Annotated in this window: 18 protein-coding genes and 1 pseudogene; 9 read left to right on the top strand and 10 right to left on the bottom strand. The window is 39.0% G+C overall.

The window, feature by feature from the left end; all coding sequences use genetic code 11:
* Window position 1: 1 nt before the first annotated feature.
* Window positions 2–754, bottom strand: a complete 753-nt coding sequence (locus OO7_RS02630) for an amino acid ABC transporter permease (protein WP_008914415.1) — start codon at window positions 752–754, stop codon at window positions 2–4.
* 116 nt (window positions 755–870) lie between these two features.
* A pseudogene (locus OO7_RS02625) lies at window positions 871–1,700 on the bottom strand (ABC transporter substrate-binding protein).
* Between the two features lie 503 nt (window positions 1,701–2,203).
* Here OO7_RS02625 and OO7_RS02620 point away from each other — a divergent pair.
* The 4 genes from OO7_RS02620 to OO7_RS02605 all read left to right on the top strand — a co-directional run bounded on the left by OO7_RS02620 (window position 2,204) and on the right by OO7_RS02605 (window position 8,318).
* Window positions 2,204–2,956 carry a Slam-dependent surface lipoprotein gene (locus tag OO7_RS02620; protein ID WP_008914414.1) on the top strand — a complete coding sequence of 251 codons (753 nt, stop codon included), beginning with the start codon at window positions 2,204–2,206 and terminating at the stop codon, window positions 2,954–2,956.
* A gap of 85 nt (window positions 2,957–3,041) precedes the next feature.
* Window positions 3,042–4,505 (top strand): porin family protein, encoded by a 1,464-nt coding sequence (locus OO7_RS02615; protein WP_008914413.1) that lies wholly within the window; start codon window positions 3,042–3,044, stop codon window positions 4,503–4,505.
* 29 nt (window positions 4,506–4,534) lie between these two features.
* Entirely contained in the window at window positions 4,535–7,492 is a 2,958-nt protein-coding gene (locus OO7_RS02610; RefSeq protein ID WP_008914412.1) for a TonB-dependent receptor plug domain-containing protein, read from the top strand.
* A gap of 28 nt (window positions 7,493–7,520) precedes the next feature.
* Window positions 7,521–8,318 (top strand): TonB family protein, encoded by a 798-nt coding sequence (locus tag OO7_RS02605; RefSeq protein ID WP_008914411.1) that lies wholly within the window; start codon window positions 7,521–7,523, stop codon window positions 8,316–8,318.
* Between the two features lie 133 nt (window positions 8,319–8,451).
* Here OO7_RS02605 and phoU read toward each other — a convergent pair whose 3' ends face one another.
* The 8 genes from phoU to greB all read right to left on the bottom strand — a co-directional run bounded on the left by phoU (window position 8,452) and on the right by greB (window position 15,938).
* Window positions 8,452–9,177, bottom strand: coding sequence for a phosphate signaling complex protein PhoU (gene phoU, locus OO7_RS02600; RefSeq protein ID WP_008914410.1), 726 nt, complete (start codon window positions 9,175–9,177; stop codon window positions 8,452–8,454).
* A 13-nt stretch (window positions 9,178–9,190) separates the two neighbouring features.
* Window positions 9,191–9,967: a phosphate ABC transporter ATP-binding protein PstB gene (gene pstB, locus OO7_RS02595; protein WP_008914409.1), complete on the bottom strand. Its 777-nt coding sequence runs from the start codon at window positions 9,965–9,967 to the stop codon at window positions 9,191–9,193.
* A gap of 36 nt (window positions 9,968–10,003) precedes the next feature.
* On the bottom strand, window positions 10,004–10,885 hold the full coding sequence (gene pstA, locus OO7_RS02590) for a phosphate ABC transporter permease PstA (RefSeq protein WP_008914408.1): 882 nt from the start codon (window positions 10,883–10,885) through the stop codon (window positions 10,004–10,006).
* Between the two features lies 1 nt (window position 10,886).
* Window positions 10,887–11,843, bottom strand: coding sequence for a phosphate ABC transporter permease PstC (gene pstC, locus OO7_RS02585; RefSeq protein ID WP_008914407.1), 957 nt, complete (start codon window positions 11,841–11,843; stop codon window positions 10,887–10,889).
* 110 nt (window positions 11,844–11,953) lie between these two features.
* Window positions 11,954–12,997 carry a phosphate ABC transporter substrate-binding protein PstS gene (gene pstS / locus OO7_RS02580; RefSeq protein ID WP_008914406.1) on the bottom strand — a complete coding sequence of 348 codons (1,044 nt, stop codon included), beginning with the start codon at window positions 12,995–12,997 and terminating at the stop codon, window positions 11,954–11,956.
* Window positions 12,998–13,283: 286 nt separating this feature from the next.
* On the bottom strand, window positions 13,284–14,615 hold the full coding sequence (gene envZ, locus OO7_RS02575) for a two-component system sensor histidine kinase EnvZ (protein ID WP_008914405.1): 1,332 nt from the start codon (window positions 14,613–14,615) through the stop codon (window positions 13,284–13,286).
* Window positions 14,612–15,331 (bottom strand): osmolarity response regulator transcription factor OmpR, encoded by a 720-nt coding sequence (ompR, locus tag OO7_RS02570; protein ID WP_008914404.1) that lies wholly within the window; start codon window positions 15,329–15,331, stop codon window positions 14,612–14,614. The genes envZ and ompR overlap by 4 nt, the downstream gene beginning before the upstream one ends.
* Window positions 15,332–15,452: 121 nt before the next feature.
* Window positions 15,453–15,938: a transcription elongation factor GreB gene (gene greB / locus OO7_RS02565; protein WP_008914403.1), complete on the bottom strand. Its 486-nt coding sequence runs from the start codon at window positions 15,936–15,938 to the stop codon at window positions 15,453–15,455.
* Between the two features lie 655 nt (window positions 15,939–16,593).
* Between greB and OO7_RS02560 the strand changes: the two genes are divergently transcribed.
* The 5 genes from OO7_RS02560 (at window position 16,594) to OO7_RS02540 (ending at window position 22,999) form a co-directional block, all read left to right on the top strand.
* Window positions 16,594–18,927, top strand: coding sequence for a Tex family protein (locus OO7_RS02560; RefSeq protein WP_008914402.1), 2,334 nt, complete (start codon window positions 16,594–16,596; stop codon window positions 18,925–18,927).
* Between the two features lie 301 nt (window positions 18,928–19,228).
* Window positions 19,229–19,459 carry a ferrous iron transporter A gene (gene feoA / locus OO7_RS02555; protein ID WP_008914401.1) on the top strand — a complete coding sequence of 77 codons (231 nt, stop codon included), beginning with the start codon at window positions 19,229–19,231 and terminating at the stop codon, window positions 19,457–19,459.
* An 86-nt stretch (window positions 19,460–19,545) separates the two neighbouring features.
* Window positions 19,546–21,864, top strand: coding sequence for a Fe(2+) transporter permease subunit FeoB (feoB, locus tag OO7_RS02550; RefSeq protein WP_008914400.1), 2,319 nt, complete (start codon window positions 19,546–19,548; stop codon window positions 21,862–21,864).
* Between the two features lie 9 nt (window positions 21,865–21,873).
* Window positions 21,874–22,116 carry a FeoC-like transcriptional regulator gene (locus OO7_RS02545; RefSeq protein WP_008914399.1) on the top strand — a complete coding sequence of 81 codons (243 nt, stop codon included), beginning with the start codon at window positions 21,874–21,876 and terminating at the stop codon, window positions 22,114–22,116.
* A 166-nt stretch (window positions 22,117–22,282) separates the two neighbouring features.
* Window positions 22,283–22,999 (top strand): sulfite exporter TauE/SafE family protein, encoded by a 717-nt coding sequence (locus OO7_RS02540; RefSeq protein WP_008914398.1) that lies wholly within the window; start codon window positions 22,283–22,285, stop codon window positions 22,997–22,999.
* Window positions 23,000–23,004 lie beyond the last annotated feature (5 nt).

The raw sequence follows: 23,004 nt of genomic DNA, 5'->3' as shown, positions 1-23,004 counted from the left end.
GTTACGCCCCTACTTCTAAATTACGTTGCATGCGCCATTGTCCCCAACCTTCCATTACCGCGATAATCGCAATATACAACACGGTAGCAAGACCAAAAGCAGTAAAAGTCTGCAATGTTTGGCTTTCCACTTGACGCGAAACATAAGACAGTTCTGCAACACCAATGGCCATCGTTAAAGATGAATTTTTTACAACATTCATATATTGACCGAGTAACGGCGGCATCGCAATTTTAACAGCTTGCGGCAATACCACATATTTCATTGCCTGCCAGCCTGTTAAGCCAAGTGCAAAAGCGGCGTATTTTTGACCTTGGCGAACACCTCGGATACCAGAGCGGATCTCTTCTGCAATAAACGGAACAGTATATAAAGTTAAACCGACAAAACCGGCTAAAAACTCAAAAGAAGGCCAGCTTAATACGATTCCAGCAATGTCTATTTTATGTGGCGTATTAAGCCATGCCATAACATCAGGAGATAAAATTTCACCCGATGCAAAATACCAAAAAAAGAGTTGTACCAATAATGGGGTATTACGAAAGATGGAAATATAAATACTGACCACCCAACGAAGTGGAGCGATTTGACTATCCTTTGCCGAGGCAACGACAAAACCTAATAGCGTAGAAGCAATAATGGTGCACACTGAAATCCAAATGGTCAGCAAAAAACCATATCCAAACCATTCGAGGTATTCAGGCGCCAAAAAATGCTGTGACAGGAAATCACCGCTAAGAAATTTTTCAAACATAAATGCTGCCTTTTTATAAAACCAATAACCCCGCATCTTCAAGCGGGGTTATCTATTATTTATTCTTTTTTATCTCTAAACATAATGGTTCAGTGATGACCAACTTGAATATTAAACTATTTTTGCTGGTCAAGCGGTGCGAATTTAAATTCGCCTCGAGGTTGAGCGGCCTTAGTATCTGGACCAAACCAGCGATTATAAATCTCGTCGGCCTTACCCTCTTTTTCTAATTTCAATAGTGTTTCATTCACATTTTCAATTAGGCGAGTCTCACCTTTGCTTGCAGCAACAGCTTGATATTCACGCGTAATACTAAATGGTGAAATTTCAAAATCAGCTTTTACTTTTCAGGTAAGTTACCCAGCAAACCAACTAATTTCGCATCATCTTGAGTAATTGCTTGGACATTGCCATTACGTAGAGCAGCAAATGCCTGTGGCGTATCATCATATGAAATGACTTTTGTGTCAGGATAACGTTCACGCAGTGTCACTTCCTGCACAGTACCTTTATCCGCACCGATACGCAATGGAGCAATATCATCTGGTGTTTTCAATACACCTTTACGTGCAATAAATTTCTGACCTGTTGCAAAATCAGGAATTGAGAAATCAACTTGTTTTGCGCGCTCATCCGTAATAGTGAAATTTGCGCCAATCAGATCAACTTTACCCGATGTAAGCAATGGAATACGATTTGCTGGGTTAGTTGGGCGTAGTTCAAGTTTAACGCCAAGATCATCAGCAATAGCCTGCGCGATATCGACATCATAACCCGCTAATTTTTTAGTTTGTGGGTCAATAAAGCCAAATGGAGGATTACTATCAAAAACAGAAATACGGATCACACCAGCTTGTTTAATGTCATCGAGTTTGTCTGCATTGGCAACATTTGCCACCAGAGCAAGACCTGCAAGTAGTGCGGTAGTTAAAATACGAGCTTTCATTGAACACCCCTGATGGTAAATTTGTGTAAATCGACCATTTCAAGTTATCAAGGATAGCTTATTTCTTGAAATAATATTAATTAATATATTTATATCAAAATGGAATATAAATATTACCTCATTAAATGAATAGCCATTCTCTTTCAAAACCTCGCGCGATATATCACTATAAAATCCCTAAAAACATCCCCCAATCAAGCCATATTGTTATGAAAATTATGATTATCATAAAATATTTAATCTGCTTAATAATTATACTTTATAAGTAGTTACTCCTAAAAATTAACCCTTCACCAATAACAAAAAATTAAAAAATATATTTATTATCAAAATGATAGAGAATTTACACACCTAATAATACCAACAACCACAACGATAATGAGAATACTTATCAATTGCCTTCATGAAAAAAGATGCTTTTAATACATTCTGTTGATTATCTGAAAAAGATAGATGTGCAACTAAATAGACAATCATCTCTTAACATCTTTGGAGGTATTACAATGAAAGGATTCAATATTATTGCCTTAGTTATAGCATCTTGCGGTATGTCTTTAGCAACAAACGCAATTGCCAGTGTAGGATCAAGTAAAAGCCAAATAGCTAAAAACTCTGACTTAAGAATTGGTGAAACAGCTAAAAATCAAGGCGCTCACAAAGGTCCTGCTGGTGAACCTGGTATTGGTGTAAAAAGTATTAAAAATGGAAAGTTAATTTCATTTGCGGGTTTAACACGTATGGCACCAGCAAATACTGACGATGTTCATGTCATTTCCATGCCAAATTCACCTAATGCGCCTAAATCACACCGTAATATGGGTGTATTTAATTTTGCTCAAGTTGCAGATGCAGAAGTTTACTTTGGTGAATGGTCACAAACAGGTGAGATAACGGATATATCTCATACTTCTTACTATTCAGGTAAAGATATTACAACCAATATGCCAACAGGCGGTACAGCAACATATAGCATCAAAGGCATAAATCAATATGCAGGAGGACCTTTATTACAAGGGCATTTAAATGCTGATTTCGGTGCAAAAACACTAAAAGGGAATATCGATGCTGTCAGTATTAATGCAAAAATTAAAGATAATGCGACATTTAGAGGGTTAGCTGAAATCGGCGAACTTCAAGGTAAAGCAAAAGGGCATTTCTTTGGTGACCAAGCTAAACATATTTCAGGTATTACTCAATTTAGCGATCACAGTAAAGACATCGCCTTTGGGGGTAGCCGTGGTGATATTCAAAATTAAGTTATAAGCAAATCTGTAATATTAATAACAGCGGGAACGAAAGTTCCTGCTGTACCTTTTTAACTTAATAATATGGGAAACTCTTATGCAAATCGCGCCCTTATTTTCCATAATAATAATTTTCATTTCCTCTTTAATGCCATTAACTCTCTATTCCGCTAATATAGATACTGACCGAGAATTATTATTATGGCAAAAAGAACAACAAATAAATCGAGAAAACAATAATAATATTCCTGATAAAAACCAGTCATTATTACCCGATGATGCCATATTAAAATTAGATGGAAAAACCTATTCTGTAAAAAAGAATATTAATGATTTAGGTAAAGCGATTTATTTATCTATTACTCAACATCAATTCGATGATATACAACAATTACTCAATCATTATCAATATTTCCCTGATCATGACCCATTATTAGTTTTATTTGCGCATGCTGAAATTGAAAAATATAATAATCATTATTCTCAAGCCATAAACTATTATCGAGAGATATTAGAACTATCGCCAAATTTTTTACGTGTAAAACTAGAATTAGCTCGTACTTATTTTGAAGATAAACAAAATAATGAATCGTTAAAGATATTTAATAATATCATTAATGATACTGCACTTTTATTACCTGAAAGTACTCGCCACATTATTCAAAAATTTATTATTACTTTAGAAAAACGCATTAGCTGGTCTGGTAATTTCTCTGTTGCTTATACCTATAATAGTAATATTAACCAAACACCAAAGAAGAATAAGATATGGGAAATACCCGGTGGAGTTTGGCAAACTGAAGCACCTATTGCTTATGGTGGACTTTCTTATGATGCCAGTTTAGATAAGGCGATTCCCCTCTTTGGTCATCACTCCTTACAGATTAAAGCGTCTAGTTACGGCGACCATTACCCACACTATGCAGAATTCAGTGAAAACACCTCAACTTTAGCGACCCTATATCAATTTAACAATGCGGATACCACATTATCATTTGGCCCGCAAATTGAGCTAAAAACGATAGATAATCAGCACCTTCATACTGGTATTGGCCTACGAATAGAGAGCGATTATCAGTTCTCTCCCCGTTTTATGGTAAGTGCTTCTGCCAATTATCATTGGCTTAATTATCAAAAAACTTATGCCGGCAGCGATGGATCTCGCAGCAACTTATTACTCACGGGAATTTATGGTCTTACCACAGATACATCACTTTTTTTAGGTACAGATGCCACTCAAGTTACTACCCAAACCCGCAGTGATGATTACGACCAATTAGGATTAAGAAGCGGTTTTTTTAGTGTGTTATCTCCTGATATTCATTTGCTAACCCTTGCCACACTGCGCTATAGCCAATTTCAAGCTTTCAACTCAATGCTGAATGTAAAACGTGATGATCGCGAAGCAATGCTATTTACACGTTTAAGTTTTCCGGGCTATTCAGTGCTCACATTAACACCCTACACCAGTTACCGCTTTCGCGATAACCAAAGCTCCGCTGATGGAATTTATTCTTATCGGCAACACGAGTTTTCAGCCGGATTTGAAACTCGATTTTAATTGTTAGATATAAAGGTAAAAAGAAAATAATGAAACTGAATTCAGTGACTATGGCAATCATGGCTACATTGTGTATTCCAACTATTTCTTCTGCTGAACAGGAAAAAGAAGATTTAGGGAATATCGCAGTACAAGATTCAGCAAAAACAATCAAAGAACGGGATAACCAGGGCTATGATAGCCAATATGATAAAAATGGCTCCCGTATTTATTTAGGGAAAGATCTCGTTGAACGTTATAAAGGCACAAGCTCTGCTGATGTTCTTAATAGTGCAATAGGAGTTTATAGTGGAGATGCACGAAATAGTTCTGCACTTGACCCCAATATTCGCGGAATACAGGGGCAAGAACGAGTACCAGTAACCGTTGATGGTACAGAACAAGCGATTACTGTCTATCGCGGCTATAACGGTGCGAATAACCGTAATTATATTGACCCAAACCTGATAAGCAGTATTGAGATTGAAAAAAGTGGCTCTTTAACGAGTGATATAAAAACATCTACAGGTGGCGGGATAGCGATTAAAACTATTGGTATTGATGATATCGTTGATCCTAATGAAAAATTTGGTATAAGTTTAAAGCTAGAAACCAGTAGTAACTCAGTAAAGCCACGAATTCCTAATCTATCTTATGGTCAAGATTATCGTGATATTCCTATATTAACAAAAGATTATTTTTCTGTGTTTAATGATCCCGTTGTCAATATTGTACCGAAATCACGTGGTAATGCTGGCTTTTTCAATTTTAAAGATAATGGCGGCCGCATCGCTATCGGTACTCGTCAAGCACGCTTTAATTTAATGGCTGTTTATAGCTACCGCAAACAAGGCAACTATTTTGCGGGTAATAATGGCGCACACCAATACAGAGAACCCATTCAGCTCAATGATTTGAATAACCGCGCACTAGAATTAGGTCCAGACCCTTACTTACCTTTTGCAGCAAACGTTTTTGAACCAAGTAAAGAGGTCACCAATACCTCGAATGAAATGGAATCTTATTTAACCAAAGCTAATTTATATCTAACTGATAGCCAAATTTTACAATTAGGGTTTCGTCACAGTAAAAATACTTATGGGGAAATTATGCCATCTCGCCTTGGATATCGAGAAATTGAGGGTAAAAATGTTCTCCCGCAATGGCCACTGTCACGTTTTACCGTAAATGCTTACCAAGCCGAATATGCATGGAAGCCTGAAAATAACCCATGGGTTAATCTAAATATGAATCTCTGGATGACCGAAGCGGTTGGGAATACTCACACATCTGGAGGTTTCCCTCGAGAAGCAAAACAGATAGATTATGAATTCCTGTATGAGAAAGTACGTGATTCAAATATTGATGGTACTTTAATCAACACAGCCAAAACTAATTCCATCAATGACCGTATCGGATTTAATTTACGTAATACTTTTGCATTAACATCTGATTTAGATCTGACAGTTAGCGGCTCTATGCTAAAAGAAAAGTTAGACTCCAATGATACACTGCCTCCAAAAAGTGCAAGTCCCTTTATTGCATCACCACGTAAAGGGCGACGCCAAGAACACACACTCGCTTTCAATATTAATTATCGCCCTACTTCATGGTTAGAACTAGAGGCTGGAGCTAAATATATTGATGGTTGGACAGAAGATGACTTTTTAAAAGAGAATATTCTAAAAAGAACTGATGGTTTTCAAAGCACCTCTAAAAGGCTTGCTCGCAAAATAGATTATTCAAGAATACTCACACAAGATGAATATAACCGCGCAGTAGACTTAGGCTATACCGGCCATAATGGTTACTCGGATGGAGAAATTCTTAATCAAATTATCTATCCTGATGTAGATGATCCTGACTTTGAGGTTAGTATAAGACAACCACATCAGAAAAGTTATCCTGGTGATGGTGAAGGTGCGATTACTATAGAGCATCACGCCGAGTGGTGGCCAGATAAAGATGGTCGCTATACAAGAAAAACCAACCCTTTTTACAATGGTACTATAGACACAAGAAAACGCGCCATTGACCCAACAACCGGGCAAGAAACTTATGTTTATGACTATGGTGACGAAGAACCTGGGAGTGAAATTCTCCGCCAAGTACCTGAAGAAGAACAATGGGAACTACCGGGTAAACAAAAAAGTTATGGCTGGGCCCCCGCTTTTGGTAGCAATGTTTGGTTAACTGATGATGACCGTATCTACGCTCGTTATATCGAAACGGTACGTTTGCCAACTATTTTTGAAAATACAGTTGGCTTTAGTGGGCAAAGTGACTCTCTCCTAGAGCACATTAAATTTAAACCCGAACGAGGTAAAACATTTGAGTTTGGTTATTCCCGTAATCTACAAAGCCTATTAAATGTACAAAATAATGCGGATATAAAAATCAATTACTACCATACTATTGTGGAAAATATTTTTGATCGCGATGCCCGTTTAAATTTCACACAATTACAAGAACAAAGAACAGCAGGAATTGAAGCGCAAGCACGCTACGATAATGGTGGATTTTACATCAATTTAGGTGTGGATTATCGATTACAAAATAAAGTTTGTGATGATGCAGAATCCGCCAAATTAGATGTTACTAATCGTCATAACACAAGTGAATGCACTACCGCAGGTTTTCCTGGTGGTTTTTTACGCACACAACTGCAGCCTCAATATGCCATTAACGCTAATTTAGGTCTGCGTTTATTAGATGAATCTCTCGAAATCGGCTCTCGCATCCGTTACACCAGTCGTGCTGAAAATAAAGATGAGAAAAAACTCATGAAGCTGTTTCCCGCAGAATATTCAATGGCAAATAACAGCCCAATGCATTGGACACCAACCTTTGTCGCTGACCTCTATGCTAATTATCAAATCGGGAAAAATACCGATATTGAATTCTTAGTCACTAACCTGACAGACCAATATTACATTGATCCACTAACACGCAGCATGATGCCAGCGCCGGGGAGAACATTCCGTTTAGGTATTAGTTCTCGGTTCTAAACATTCAAACAACTAAGTGAGAAAAAGGATGAGTTATTTGTTGATACCGCAAAAACAGCTTCAACAATTGAGTCGTGGGCTTATCCTTTCACTGGTATTGCACATTGCTGTAGTGGGCTTTTTATTATATCGCGCCACTACAGCAGCTCAAAATATGTTCCATGAGCAAGTGTCACCCCAATTTTCGATACAACTTGCTCCTGCAATACCAATTGAAAGTGCGACACCTTCAGAGCCTGAAATTGTTGAAGAGTCACAGTATATTTTGCCTGAAGTGATCTCGGAAAATGCAAATGTGATATTACATTCACAACAAGCGCCACCTAAGAAAATCAGTAAGGAAAAAACCCAAAAACCCCCGACTAAAATAGCTAAAGTAATAAAGAAACCTGCTAAAGCTGATCCGCTACCATTAGAAAATAGTGAACAAGTGACGGAACAATCACAACAAGGACAGCCAGGCAATGCACAAGCTGCTTCAGTGGATAGTGGGCCTAAAGGTGATACTTCCGAAATTATGGCAGGTAAAAATGTAAATGGAGAAAATCAAATCTATTTAGCCAAAGTACGTGCCGAAATTGAACGAAACAAAAAATACCCCCGTCAAGCTCGACAACGAAGAGTTTCAGGCCGTGTTGGTGTTGAAATTATCATTGATAACCAAGGAAATATTATTGATGCGCAAGTTGTTAAAAGTTCTGGAAATACATCATTAGATAACTCGGCACTAACCGCTGCACGACAAGCACGTTCATCAGGTCCACCACCAAAAACATTTGCGAAAGTCATAAAAATGCAAATAGAGTTCCGATTAATGAAAAGTTAACAAATACATCGATTATTTATAGGAATAAAAATAGTTGTGAAATGAATAATTCATAAACAAAGTTCTAGTCACAAGGAACAGTAACTAGAACTTCTTCTATTTGATAAAAAAGGAAAAATAAGAAATGATAAAGTTATTCTTCGCTCTCTTTTTTCGTGAGTATTTTCTCTAGCTGGTCACCTCCAACATGGCGGAAATCTTGACCTTTGACATAGTAGAAAATAAATTCACAAATGTTCTGGCAACGATCACCAATTCGCTCAATCGAACGAGCGCAAAATAGTGCCGTTAACACACTCGGGATCGTTCTTGGGTCTTCCATCATATAAGTCATCAGTTGACGTACAATGCCTTCATACTCTTGGTCAACTTTCTCATCTTCACGATAGATACGAATCGCTTCTTCTAAATCCATTCGCGCAAATGCATCCAAAACATCATGCAGCATTTGTACAGTATGGCGCCCTAATGATTCTAGACTCACCAATAATGGTTGGTGTTGCTGAGAGAATTTTTCTAATGCCGTTTGGCAAATTTTATCCGCCACATCACCAATACGTTCAAGTTCAGCAATGGTTTTAGAAATTGCCATAATTAAACGTAAATCACTCGCAGTGGGCTGGCGCTTAGCAATGATTTTCACACACTCTTCATCAATAGAAACTTCCATCATATTAACTTTATGGTCGTTTTCAATAACTTCGCGTGCAAGTGCCTCATCCTGATTGTGCATGGCAGTGATGGCCTTAGTAAGCTGCTCTTCAACCAGCCCACCCATTGTCATCAACTCCGTATGGATATGTTCCAATTCAGCATTGAACTGTCCAGAAATATGTTTATTGTGATTCAGCGTATCCATTGTCGGCTCCATATCAACCGTAACGACCAGTAATATAATCTTCAGTTTGTTTCATCGCTGGCGTGGTGAACATTCTGTCTGTTTCATTAAATTCAATCAGTTCACCTAAATACATAAACGCAGTGTGGTCAGAACAGCGAGCTGCCTGCTGCATATTATGGGTAACAATCACCACGGTATATTCTGATTTTAATTCACTGATAAGCTCTTCAATACGACCTGTAGAAATAGGGTCAAGTGCAGAACAAGGTTCATCAAGCAGTAAAACATCCGGACGAATAGCAATACCACGAGCAATACATAAGCGCTGTTGCTGCCCCCCAGATAGACTGTAACCACTTTGATGCAGCTTATCCTTGGTTTCATTCCATAATGCCGCTTTTGTCAAAGCCCACTGCACACGCTCGTCCATATCAACACGAGAAAGCTTTTCAAATAAACGGACACCGAATGCAATATTGTCATAAATAGACATTGGGAATGGTGTAGGTTTTTGGAACACCATACCCACCTTAGCTCTCAATAACGCAATATCCTGTTTATCTGTTAGGATATTTTGGCCATCGAGTAAAATTTCTCCTTCCGCGCGCTGCTCGCCATAAAGCTCGTACATTTTATTAAATGTACGTAATAACGTTGATTTTCCGCAGCCTGACGGACCGATAAATGCTGTGACTTTATTTTTTTCAATATCCAATGAGATATTTTTTAATGCATGGAATTTTCCGTAATAAAAGTTAAGGTCACGTACTTGAATTTTACTGTTTGCAATCTGATTTGCATTGTTCATGGCAACTTCTCTCTATAAATCTTTTTTAATCTGGAATTAGTGTTTTTTCTGAGCAAACACAACTCGGGCGATAATATTGATTAACAGGACACATAAGGTAATTAAGAGAACCCCTGCCCATGCTAGTTGTTGCCATTCAGAGAACGGACTCATCGCAAACTTAAAGATAGTGACAGGTAAGTTAGCAATTGGCTCACTCATATCTGTGCTCCAGAACTGATTCGACAATGATGTGAACAGTAATGGTGCGGTTTCGCCCGCTATACGCGCAATTGCCAACAAGATACCTGTAATAATTCCAGATACAGATGCTTTAAGTGTAATAGATAAAATCATCTTCCATTTTGGTGTTCCTAGCGCGTAAGCCGCTTCGCGTAAGCTATCTGGCACCAGCTTTAACATATTTTCTGTTGTGCGGATAACAATAGGAATTTGCAATAATGCTAACGCGATAACACCCGCCCAACCAGAGAAGTGCTGTACCTGAGCAACCACAATGGTATACACAAATAATCCAACAACAATGGAAGGAGCAGACAATAAGATGTCATTAATAAAACGTGTTACAGAGGCTAACCAAGATTTACGTCCATATTCAGCTAAATAGATCCCCGCTAGAATACCAAGTGGCGTTCCTATTACGGTTGCCCATAAGATTAATAATCCACTTCCCACAATTGCATTGGCTAAACCGCCACCTTCAGTATTAGGCGGAGGCGTCATCTCTGTAAATAGATTCAGAGACATTCCATCAATGCCTTTCGTGACTGTAGAGAACAGGATCCAAACCAACCAAAATAAACCAAACACCATCGTTAGCATGGAAATAAACAGTGCCATGCGGTTAACTTGACGACGCCATGTTTGACGACGAATACGCTCTTTCTCACTGGTAATAACTGGCTGAGATGTAGACATATTAACGTCCCTCACTCTTCGCTAAACGCATCACCATCAACTTAGATATTGCGAGAACAATGAAAGTGATAACAAACAGAATCAATCCAAGCTCCATGAGTGCGGCAGTATGTAAGCCACTTTCTGCTTCCGCAAATTCATTCGCGAGTGCAGAAGTAATACTATTACCCGGCATAAATAATGAGATGCTATCAAGTTGATATGTATTACCAATCACGAAAGTCACTGCCATTGTTTCACCCAGCGCGCGTCCTAGCCCTAACATCACACCACCAATGACCCCATTGCGGGTATAAGGCAATACGATGTTCCAAATCACTTCCCATGTGGTACAACCAATACCATATGCGGACTCTTTCATCATCACAGGCGTTTGTTCAAACACATCACGCATTACAGAAGCGATATAAGGGATGATCATAATGGCAAGAATAATACCCGCAGCAAGAATACCTATCCCAAAGGCAGGGCCAGAGAATAGCTCTCCAACAATAGGAATACTCGACATCACATTGCCGACAGGTTCTTGGAAGTATTCAGCAAATAATGGTGCAAAGACAAAAAGCCCCCACATACCATAAACAATACTTGGAATAGCGGCGAGTAACTCAATGGCAATACCTAATGGGCGTTTTAGCCAATTAGGTGCTAATTCAGTTAGGAAAAGTGCAATACCAAAACTTACCGGCACTGCAATAATAAGTGCAATAATTGAGGTAACAATGGTGCCATAAATAGGTACTAAAGCACCGAATTCTTCCGCTGGTGCATCCCACTCTTTAGTCCACAAAAACGAAAACCCAAATTTTTGCATGCTCGGCCACGATGCAAAAATAAGAGAAATAATAATGCCGCCTAGCATTAACAATGTAATTAGCGCGGCGATTTTCACGAGCGCCCCAAATATCACATCGCCTGATTTGCTCGGTGCTTTAAATGCCGTTGTTTTTTCGGCCATGCGCTTTTCTCACTCTATCCCCACTTTACAGTAGGATTGAATAACTACACTAAAAGGCGGATATTAGTCCTCAATACCCGCCTTTTATTACCAACCTAGATTAACGACTCTTAGAATAGTGGTTTACCTTGGCTATCTTTCACTTCTGTTTTCCATGCTGCACGAACAGCTGTCACAACTTCTTCAGGCAGAATTGCGTAATCCAAAGCTTCTGCTTGTTGACCGCCTTTCTCGTAAGCCCAGTTGAAGAAATCGAGTACTGCTTTACCTTTCTCGGCATTCTCTTGCTTCTTATGAACCAAAATGAATGTTGTAGAAGTAATTGGCCATGCATTTTCGCCATCACGGTTAGTCAAATCTTGAGCGAATGATTTAGACCAATCTACTTTCTTGGCTGCTGCACTGAAGCTTTCACCTGTTGGAGAAACCGCCTTTCCATCAGCAGAAATTAGCTTAGTATAAGCAAGATTATTCTGTTTTGCATAAGCGTATTCAACATAACCGATAGAGCCAGGTAAACGTTGAACAAAGGCTGCAACGCCATCGTTACCTTTACCACCTAAGCTATTTTTCGGCCAGTTAACTGTTGAACCCGTACCGATATCGTTTTTCCAACTTGAACTAACTTTAGCAAGGTAGCTAGTAAAGACGAAAGTTGTACCTGAACCATCAGAACGTCTTACAACCGCGATAGCTTGATCTGGCAAACTAACATCTGGGTTTAATTTAGCAATTGCAGGATCATTCCATTTAGTGATTTTACCCAGATAGATATCACCTAATGTTGTTCCATCCAAAGTCAGCTGACCTGATTCAATGCCTTTTACATTAACAGCGAGAACAACACCACCGATAACCGTTGGAAATTGAAATAGGCCGTCTGCATTTAATTTTTCATCTGCTAATGGCGCATCTGACGCACCAAAATCAACAGTTTTTGCATTAATTTGCTTAACACCACCAGAAGAACCAATTCCCTGATAGTTTACTTTGTTACCTGTTTCTTTCTGATAAGAGTCCGCCCACTTAGCATAAACAGGCGCAGGAAATGTTGCTCCAGCACCTGTTAAGCTTGTGGCAGCAAAAGAGGACATCGCAGTCATTGAAAGAGTTGCTGCCATTACGCTAGCTAAGGTTGTACGCATCATTTTCATAATCCCTCCGGGGATGTATAGAAACAACTAAGTGTAAATTATTGGTGAAAGTCACGAGAGGAAAAATAGGACAGTTTGATGACGTCAATATGTCTTTTTTATGACAGTTTTATGACAATTGCTTATTTGATAAGTCATTTTGGCGTAAAAAACAGAAGAGAAAAATAAAAATAATAATAAAATCAAAAGATAAACTTTTTTGAAACCACAAAAGGTCAATTGCAATAAAAATGACAAATTGTCATATAACAATTACTGTGTGGCACGGATCATTGAAGAATGCGGTTTATTCTTCTTTTTCTTTTAGTGGTAGGAGTGCGCGTATGGCAAAGCCGCCACGTTCGCTTTTATGGATTTCAATGCTACCTTCGTGAGCATCTACAATCCGTCGGATAATCGCTAAACCAAGGCCAGTACCTGTATTGCTTCGCGCTTTTTCACCTTGTACAAAAGGTTGGAATAGCCGTTGAATATCTTCTTCCTTGATACCTGCACCATCATCTTCGACTTGGAACCAAACTGATTCCTCACTTTTACCACTACTGACTTTTATCCAGCCATTACCATAACGATAGGCATTCACAATCATATTGGTGATAGCGCGTTTGATGGCTAAAGAGTTCGCATTCACAATCATATTGCTTGGCTCGAAATCCGTTTCTATCTCACCGGCAACATTAGTTTCTGCTGTCACAACTTCAGTCAAGATGGCATTTAGGTCGCAGAACTCCATGTTCATCTCTTGACCTGTTTTTAGGTAGTCCATAAATTGACCAATAATGGCGTCGCACTCTTCGATATCTTTATTGATAGATTCAGCAAGATAGCCATCTTCTGGCCCCATCATTTCCGTTGCCAAACGGATCCGTGTCAATGGAGTGCGTAAGTCATGACTTACCCCTGCCATCAAAATAGTTCGGTCATTTTCGAGCGTTTTAATTCCCGCGGCCATATGGTTAAAAGAGCGAATTGCGGCTCTAACTTCTGTGGCGCCTTTTTCTTGCATTGCAGGTAATATCACCCCTTTCTCAACCTGACTGGCATGATACTCAAGTTCAAGTAACGGCTTATTTTGATAACGAATATAAAGCCAAACACCGGCAAAAATGGCGAGAAAAATGCCTAACGTGTAGCGAAAAACTAATGAAAATTGGTTTTGACCGATTTCAGTCAGAGGAACTCGCACCCAAATATCGGGGGCTAGATAAGAAGTTAACCATAAAATTGGATAATCTCGCCCAAGTTCAAGACGGACTTGAGCTTCACCACCAATATATTCCGACATATTTTCACTGAGAAAATCATACTCTTTTGCCCAATTTAGCCCTTCTTTCATTGCGGCTGATTGAGCATAAAAAGTAATCCCTAACTCGTTATATATCTTTTTTCGTAAAGCAGGTGAAACACGCACTGTGGTTCCATCTTGCAGCACCATATTCTCTGTCATTAATGTTCGGACTTCATAAGCCAGTACTTTGTTAAATTGCTGCAAACTTGGCATAACCACAAAGTTCAAAACCACCATATAACTGGTGACTAAGCTGGCAAAAAGTAACGCAACGAACAAAAACAACGAGCGAGAAAACGAACTACGGCGAGAGAACCTCAGTCGCTTCATGCTTTGCTACCATCCGGCACAAATACATAGCCCAATCCCCAAACTGTCTGGATATAGCGAGGATGAGCGGGATCTTCTTCAACCATGCGGCGCAAACGCGAAATTTGTACGTCAATCGAACGTTCCATCGCGCTGTATTCACGACCTCTTGCTAAGCTCATCAGCTTATCACGAGATAATGGCTCTCTTGGGTGTGAAACTAACACCTTCAGTACAGCAAATTCACCACTGGTTAAAGGCATATTTTCTTCACCTTGGAACATTTCTCGCGTACCAAGATTAAGTTTAAATTTACCAAATGTGATAACCGCGTCATCCTGAGAAGGAGCACCAGGCAATTCATTTGCTTGACGACGCAATACTGCACGAATACGCGCCAGTAATTCACGCGGATTAAATGGCTTAGGAATATAATCATCAGCACCAATTTCTAAACCAACAATACGATCAACCTCTTCGCCTTTCGCCGTGACCATAATAATTGGAATCGGATTATTTTGGCTGCGTAAACGACGGCAAATCGACAAACCATCTTCACCTGGTAACATCAAATCTAAAACGATCAAATGAATTGATTCACGTGTTAGAATTCTATCCATTTGCTCAGCATTAGCAGCACTACGTACCTGAAATCCTTGCTCTGTGAGGTAGCGTTCTAATAAAGCACGCAAGCGCATATCATCATCGACGACAAGAACCTTATAACTTTCTTGCATTTTGTAGCCCTCAATATGTGCAATCTATCGAATTATTCTTTTAATTTAGAATAAATATAATATAAATAATTAATGCCCTAATTTATCATCAACTTGAAACTTAATGAATAAATTTTACGCGCTAAATGTTTATTCGTTTGTAATCTATCTCTAAGATACAATAATTAACGACTCCACCTGGCGTATTAACGGCTACCTCATCATCAACTTGTTTACCTATCAATGCCCGAGCAACCGGTGAATCAATTGAAATCCAATTTTTAGCCGGATCAAATTCATCTGCGCCGACGAGTCGGAATATTCTGATATTTTCATTATCATCTTCCAACTTAACCCAAGCGCCAAAAAAAACGCGACCTTCTTGGCGCGGATCGGGTTCAATTATTCTTAGCTGATCTAATCTTTTAGATAAAAAACGAATACGGCGATCAATTTCCCTCAACCGTTTTTTACCATAAATATATTCAGCATTTTCTGAACGATCGCCTTGCGCTGCTGCCTCGGATACAGATTGAGTCACCCGAGGGCGCTCTTCTTTCCAAAGATATTTTAGTTCTTTATCTAATGCATCCCAGCCTTCGCGCGTAATTAAAAGACTTTTATTCATAATATTCAAAATAGGGTAAATAAAGACCAAGTTTATCGCTTTTGATTACTATACTCTAAATAATCTAAGTTGCATGTAATCAATAAGCTAAACAATGACTAAAGAACATTAATATTAAATGATCCAGTTAGCAGACATATCTTACCTATCTCACTAACAGCAGTTGAATTATCTAAAAAACGCCAGATTATATATAAAATGAATCCATTATTCAGGTAAAGTCTACTTATATTCTATTATTTTAATACCAAATTCTAATGTAAATATACCCCTAGTCACCCATTTAATATGTCAAAAAAGAAGTGAATACTGTTTTTTTCACTCATCGCCATCATGGTATTTTATAAAAATGTAATATTTATCACTAAATTTAAGATTAAATACACGCCAATATAATAATAAATAAATTATTATTACTATTTAATATTGAACATACTTATTTTTCATTACGAAATTTGTTTGATTGTTTTTTAACCGGAAATATGATGATTCGCTCTTCTAAATGGTGAATTTACGAGCAATTTTAATATTTAAGATCAATAAAATTGCCCCAAGGCTTCAACATCCCTAATTGAGTCTGGAAATTCTGTTCTTCAACAAGTATAACTGTGACATTAATTATTAACTGTTCTTTTAGTAGGTATAAAAAAGCGACATGAATGAAACGTTAAGTCAGATAATCGCAGCGGAGCTGCAAACACAACCAAAGCAGGTACTTTCTGCTATCACATTACTAGATGAAGGAAGTACAGTTCCGTTTATTGCCCGTTACCGTAAAGAGGTCACTGGCGGGTTAGATGATACTCAATTACGTCAGCTAGAGAGCCGTTTGAGTTATTTAAGAGAATTAAATGATCGTAAGCAAACTATTCTCAAATCTATTGAAGAACAAGAAAAATTAACACCTGAACTTGCCGCTGCAATCCAAAATACCCTCAATAAAACTGAACTTGAAGATCTCTATCTCCCTTTTAAACCCAAACGCCGTACTCGTGGACAAATTGCTATTGAAGCTGGGTTGGAACCATTAGCAGATTCTTTATGGGCTAACCCTAATCAATCACCAGATGAATTAGCATTATCTTTTGTGAATGCAGAAAATGGCGTAGCAGACAGCAAAGCTGCCCTTGATGGTGCTCGTTATATTCTAATGGAGCGTTTCGCCGAAGATGCTGCCCTACTTGCGAAAGTTCGCGACTATTTATCGAAAAATGCTCATTTAGTCTCTAAAGTTATTGATGGTAAACAAGCGGAAGGTGCTAAATTTAGCGACTATTTTGAGCATCAAGAACCAGTTTCACAAGTGCCTTCCCATCGTGCACTGGCGATGTTCCGTGGTCGTAATGAAGGTATTTTACAATTATCTCTTAATTGTGACCCACAATTTGATGAACCACCTAAAGAGAGCTATTGCGAAGAGATCATCACGCGTCATTTAGATATTCGCTTAAATAACGCGCCAGCAGATCAATGGCGTAAAGCCGTTATCAGCTGGACATGGCGTGTAAAAGTATTATTACACCTAGAAACAGAAATCATGAGTTTGTTGCGCGAAAAAGCAGAAGAAGAAGCAATTAATGTTTTTGCTCGTAACTTACATGATTTATTGATGGCGGCTCCCGCAGGAATGCGTGCAACAATGGGGCTTGATCCAGGTTTACGTACTGGTGTCAAAGTCGCGGTTGTTGATGCAACCGGTAAAGTCATTGCAACGGACACAATCTATCCACATACAGGCCAAGCGGCTAAAGCGGCAGCAATCGTCGCAGCATTATGCCAAAAACATCATGTTGAACTCGTTGCTATCGGCAATGGTACCGCATCACGCGAAACAGAACGCTTTTTTGCTGAAGTACAAAAACAGTATCCTGATGTGACGGCACAAAAAGTGATTGTCAGTGAAGCTGGTGCTTCCGTCTACTCAGCTTCCGAATTAGCTGCACAAGAATTCCCAGATCTCGATGTGTCGATTCGTGGTGCTGTTTCAATCGCCCGCCGCTTGCAAGATCCTTTAGCTGAATTAGTTAAAATTGATCCAAAATCAATCGGGGTTGGCCAATACCAGCATGATGTAAGTCAAACTCAACTTGCCCGTAAGCTCGATGCTGTCGTAGAAGATTGTGTGAACTCTGTTGGTGTGGATTTAAATACTGCGTCAGTTCCATTGCTCACGCGAGTTGCTGGTTTAAGCAAAATGATTGCTCAAAACATCATAAATTGGCGTGATGAAAATGGGCGTTTTGCCAATAGAAAACAGCTATTAAAAGTAACTCGTCTTGGCCCTAAAGCATTTGAACAATGCGCAGGATTCTTACGCATTACCAATGGCGATAACCCGTTAGATGCTTCGACTGTTCACCCTGAAGCTTATCCTGTTGTGGAAAAAATTCTTGATGTCGTTCGTCAACCACTCAAAGATATTATGGGTAATTCTCAAGCATTGAATGGACTTAGCCCACGCGATTTCACAACGGAACAATTTGGTGTTCCAACCGTCACCGATATTATTAAGGAACTCGAAAAACCAGGTCGAGATCCGCGTCCTGAGTTTAAAACAGCGACCTTTGCTGAAGGCATTGAGACAATGAATGATTTGACACCGGGCATGGTGTTAGAAGGTGCTGTCACTAACGTGACTAACTTTGGTGCTTTCGTGGATATTGGTGTTCACCAAGATGGACTGGTCCATATTTCATCACTTTCAAATAGTTATGTTGATGATCCACATAAAGTGGTGAAAGCTGGCGATATTGTCAAAGTCAAAGTGCTTGATGTCGATATTGCCCGTAAGCGCATTGCGTTAACCATGCGTCTTGACGAACAACCGGGTGATGCGAATAGTTCAACACGTCGCTCAGCCCAATCACCAGAAAAAAATCAACGCAAACCACAAACGGCATCACGTGATACATCGCGTAAAAATAGCTCTCCAGCAAGTAACAGTGCTATGGGCGATGCACTCGCTGCCGCATTTGGTAAAAAACGTTAATCATTACGCCTCGTCATCAGCGCCATTATGATGACGGGGTCGTTCTTTGCCCAAGTATCAAAAAGCCTACCATTCAATATTTCTTATTCTGACCAAGTATGAATACTGTACTTGGTTGATCCATATCAATTCAATTTACCAAGAAAAGCGGCTAAATAGTATCAATAGCTGATGATTATGATTCCTATTATTAATTATGATTTGTTTCGAGTTCGTATTAGCAGCGTTTTTTGCAAGCACTCACTAAAACTTCTCCATGATAATTACAACTTCACCACTCAATTGATTAATGGAAGGCGATATGTCATTACTTCCGCAACACAGTTATAAAATAGTTGGCTTCTCACCAAAGATAAGTCCTGCATACCGACAAAAACTCCTCTCTCTTGGTTTATTACCGGGATCTGTTTTTAAAATTGTCCGTTTTGCACCATTAGGTGATCCAATTCAGATTGAAACTCATCAAGTTAGCTTAGTTTTACGTAAAAAGGATTTAGCCTTACTCAACCTTGATGAAGCTATGCCTGTTTAATGCCATACACAGCTGGCATTCCATTCTCTTTCTCATATTAAACAGGCAGCAAGACCCGTTTTTTATTTTTAACATTGGCACACATTATGAAACCACTAACTATCGGGCTCATTGGTAACCCAAACGCGGGTAAGACGACATTATTTAATCAGCTAACCGGCTCACGCCAACGCGTGGGTAACTGGGCCGGGGTAACTGTAGAAAAAAAAGTCGGCCGTTTTAACACAGCAGAACATAATATTGAACTTGTTGACCTACCGGGAACTTATTCTCTTACCACTATTTCTGAGCAAACTTCTTTAGATGAGCAAATTGCTTGCTATTTCATCTTAAGTGGTGAAGCTGACATGCTAATTAATGTCGTTGATGCTGCGAATTTAGAGCGAAATCTTTATTTAACATTGCAATTAATAGAGTTGGGTATTCCGTGTATCGTGGCATTAAACATGTTAGATATTGCACAAGGCCAACATATTGATATTGACATTGATAAACTACAGCAACAACTTGGTTGTCCTGTCATTCCATTAGTTTCTACTCGTGGCTCAGGAATTGATAAACTCAAACAAGCAATAGATTGCCATGCACAAAATAGTCGACAAGCATTAGTTAATTACCCTAAAGCCCTGTTAGAAGAAGTTGACGCTTTATCAGCGCAAATATCACAACAGCAATTTAGCCAACAACAACGCCGCTGGTTAGCTTTGCAAATCCTTGAAGGTGATATTTATAGCCGCCAGCGAGCAAACATTAGCGAGCAGCAGTTACAACAAATTCAACAAAATTTAGAAAACACCTTACACGAAGAACCCGAATTATTAATTGCTGATGCCCGCTATCAATCTATCGCCACAATATGCAATATTGCTCTGAATAAAAGCCATGCTCAGCCAAATAAACTCACACAATCCCTTGATAAAATTATTCTTAATCGCTGGCTAGGTGTTCCCATCTTTTTATTTGTCATGTATTTGATGTTTGTCTTGGCAATTAATATCGGTGGTGCATTACAACCCTTCTTTGAAGGAACATCAGAAGCTATTTTTATCCATGGTATTCAATGGATTGGTGCACATTTTAATTTCCCAGACTGGCTCACTATTTTCCTTGCTCAAGGGATCGGGGGTGGTATCAATACGGTGCTACCACTTGTGCCACAAATTGGGATGATGTATCTATTTTTATCCATCTTAGAAGATTCAGGTTATATGGCCAGAGCCGCATTTGTCATGGATAGGCTGATGCAAGCGCTTGGTTTGCCGGGAAAATCCTTCGTTCCATTAATTGTAGGCTTTGGTTGTAACGTACCTTCAATTATGGGGGCTCGTACACTTGATGCTCCGCGTGAACGGCTGATTACAGTTCTTATGGCGCCTTTTATGTCTTGTGGTGCAAGATTAGCTATTTTTGCCGTCTTTGCCGCAGCCTTTTTCGGCAAGAGCGGTGCTAGCATTGTCTTCTCTCTCTATATTTTAGGGATTGCCGTCGCAATCTTAACAGGACTGCTTCTCAAACATACTTTGATGAGAGGTGAAGCATCACCATTCGTGATGGAACTTCCTGTTTACCATGTACCACACATCAAAACATTGCTGATCCAAACTTGGCAGCGTTTGAAAGGTTTCGTGATCCGCGCAGGGAAAGTCATTGTTGTCGCCAGTATGTTTATCGGCGCCTTAAATAGTTTCTCTCTGTCAGGTCAACCTGTCGATACTATCAATGATTCCGCATTAGCTTCTGTCAGTAAAGTTATTACGCCTGTGCTGCAACCTATTGGTGTACATGCCGATAATTGGCAAGCAACTGTTGGGTTAATTACGGGTGCAATGGCAAAAGAGGTGGTTGTTGGTACATTGAATACACTTTACACCGCAGAAAGCATTACTAACGAACCATTTGATGCAGAATCATTTAACTTACTTGATGAAATAGAAGATGCCGTCTCAGAAACTTGGGATAGTCTGAAAGAGACCTTAACCTTAAGCGCGTTATCGAATCCAATCGAAGCCAGCAAAGGGGATGGTGAAATGGAATCAGGTTCAATGGGAACAATGGCCAGTAAATTTGGTTCCGGTATTGCCGCGTATAGTTATCTGATCTTTGTTCTGCTCTATGTACCTTGCGTTTCGGTTATGGGTGCAATCGCACGTGAAACTAATAAAGGCTGGATGAGCTTCTCTATTTTGTGGGGATTAAATGTTGCTTACAGTCTTTCTGCACTGTTTTATCAAATTGCAACGTTCAGTGAACATCCACAAAGTAGCTTTATCATTATTGCTGCTGTGGTGCTCTTTAATCTTGTGCTCTTTACGCTCTTGCGTCGTGCACGTAGCCGGATCACCCTCAACTTAAAAGCATCAACTGCTGAGCAATGTTCTGGTTGTTCTGGCAAAGCTTGTCACTAGGAGGCAATCATGGTCAGTTTGTTACAAATTAGAGATTTAATTGCGCTATATGGGCAAACTGACCTTGAATTACTCAGTGAGCAACTCAACACCCCAAAACCTCTAATGCAAGCAATGGTTGAAAAATTAATAGCAATGGGAAAACTAGAAGAAGTTGATATGAGTGCCTGTTTAACAGGCACGAGTTGCAAAGGTTGCCCTGAAAGTACTGATTGTTCGCATCATGTTTATAAACTTAAACATCTAGCTTGAATTTATCGCAATCTGCCATTGAATGAGATTAAAGATAAATTTGTCACATTAAAAGTCTGGGGCTCTGTCTTTTCCGTAGGGTACCTAAAAATAATCCGCATAGGCCGTTAGTGTTTTATTAATTATTCTATTCATCATCATTTATTATTTTGAGAATAGAGAATATATGAGCTTAATTTTATTAATATTTTTCTTTGCTGGTTTTGTAAAAGGCGTTATTGGATTAGGATTACCAACCCTATCAATGGGTTTATTAACAATTATCATGCCACCCGCTATTGCGGCTAGCCTTCTTATCATTCCATCTTTAGTCACTAATTTGTGGCAATTAATTATTGGCGGAAAGTTTTTATATTTAATTAAACGATTCTACTTATTTATTATCGCTATTTTTGCAGGCACTATTTTTAGTCCACTGCCAAGTCTTAGCTCAACCTCTGTCTGGGTATTTCCTGCGCTTGGAATGGTCTTGATAATCTATGGCTTAGTTGCCATGTTTTTCCCTAAATCGCTAATATCTAGTAAACAAGAGAAATGGTTATCCCCGTTAATTGGCTACATTACAGGCGCTATTACCGCAGCAACGGGTGTTTTTGTCATCCCAGCGGTACCTTATTTGCAATCCCTTAATCTTAATAAAAATGAATTAGTCCAAACTCTAGGGTTGGCATTTACAGTATCAACGGTTGCACTTGCCACGCAATTAACATTGGATGATAAAAGCGAACCAATTAATTATTATTTATCAACAATCGCGCTTATTCCCGCTATTGTTGGCATGTATGTTGGCCAATATTGTCGAAACTTGATAAGTGAAAAAATATTTAGGTGCTGCTTTTTTTTAGGATTAATTGGTTTAGGTTCTTCTATGTTATTTAAATAAAAATA

The sequence above is a fragment of the Providencia sneebia DSM 19967 genome (assembly GCF_000314895.2).
GTDB classification, from domain to species: domain Bacteria; phylum Pseudomonadota; class Gammaproteobacteria; order Enterobacterales; family Enterobacteriaceae; genus Providencia; species Providencia sneebia.
The sequence above is the reverse complement of the archived record's forward strand: the minus strand, read 5'-3'. Positions and strand labels throughout refer to the sequence as shown.

What these genes read in the sequence shown, in the direction of transcription:
- OO7_RS02630 (WP_008914415.1), bottom strand. Translation starts at nt 754, where the DNA reads ATGTTTGAAAAATTTCTTAGCGGTGATTTCCTGTCACAGCATTTTTTG.
- OO7_RS02620 (WP_008914414.1), top strand. Translation starts at nt 2,204, where the DNA reads ATGAAAGGATTCAATATTATTGCCTTAGTTATAGCATCTTGCGGTATG.
- OO7_RS02615 (WP_008914413.1), top strand. Translation starts at nt 3,042, where the DNA reads ATGCAAATCGCGCCCTTATTTTCCATAATAATAATTTTCATTTCCTCT.
- OO7_RS02610 (WP_008914412.1), top strand. Translation starts at nt 4,535, where the DNA reads ATGAAACTGAATTCAGTGACTATGGCAATCATGGCTACATTGTGTATT.
- OO7_RS02605 (WP_008914411.1), top strand. Translation starts at nt 7,521, where the DNA reads ATGAGTTATTTGTTGATACCGCAAAAACAGCTTCAACAATTGAGTCGT.
- phoU (WP_008914410.1), bottom strand. Translation starts at nt 9,177, where the DNA reads ATGGATACGCTGAATCACAATAAACATATTTCTGGACAGTTCAATGCT.
- pstB (WP_008914409.1), bottom strand. Translation starts at nt 9,967, where the DNA reads ATGAACAATGCAAATCAGATTGCAAACAGTAAAATTCAAGTACGTGAC.
- pstA (WP_008914408.1), bottom strand. Translation starts at nt 10,885, where the DNA reads ATGTCTACATCTCAGCCAGTTATTACCAGTGAGAAAGAGCGTATTCGT.
- pstC (WP_008914407.1), bottom strand. Translation starts at nt 11,843, where the DNA reads ATGGCCGAAAAAACAACGGCATTTAAAGCACCGAGCAAATCAGGCGAT.
- pstS (WP_008914406.1), bottom strand. Translation starts at nt 12,997, where the DNA reads ATGAAAATGATGCGTACAACCTTAGCTAGCGTAATGGCAGCAACTCTT.
- envZ (WP_008914405.1), bottom strand. Translation starts at nt 14,615, where the DNA reads ATGAAGCGACTGAGGTTCTCTCGCCGTAGTTCGTTTTCTCGCTCGTTG.
- ompR (WP_008914404.1), bottom strand. Translation starts at nt 15,331, where the DNA reads ATGCAAGAAAGTTATAAGGTTCTTGTCGTCGATGATGATATGCGCTTG.
- greB (WP_008914403.1), bottom strand. Translation starts at nt 15,938, where the DNA reads ATGAATAAAAGTCTTTTAATTACGCGCGAAGGCTGGGATGCATTAGAT.
- OO7_RS02560 (WP_008914402.1), top strand. Translation starts at nt 16,594, where the DNA reads ATGAATGAAACGTTAAGTCAGATAATCGCAGCGGAGCTGCAAACACAA.
- feoA (WP_008914401.1), top strand. Translation starts at nt 19,229, where the DNA reads ATGTCATTACTTCCGCAACACAGTTATAAAATAGTTGGCTTCTCACCA.
- feoB (WP_008914400.1), top strand. Translation starts at nt 19,546, where the DNA reads ATGAAACCACTAACTATCGGGCTCATTGGTAACCCAAACGCGGGTAAG.
- OO7_RS02545 (WP_008914399.1), top strand. Translation starts at nt 21,874, where the DNA reads ATGGTCAGTTTGTTACAAATTAGAGATTTAATTGCGCTATATGGGCAA.
- OO7_RS02540 (WP_008914398.1), top strand. Translation starts at nt 22,283, where the DNA reads ATGAGCTTAATTTTATTAATATTTTTCTTTGCTGGTTTTGTAAAAGGC.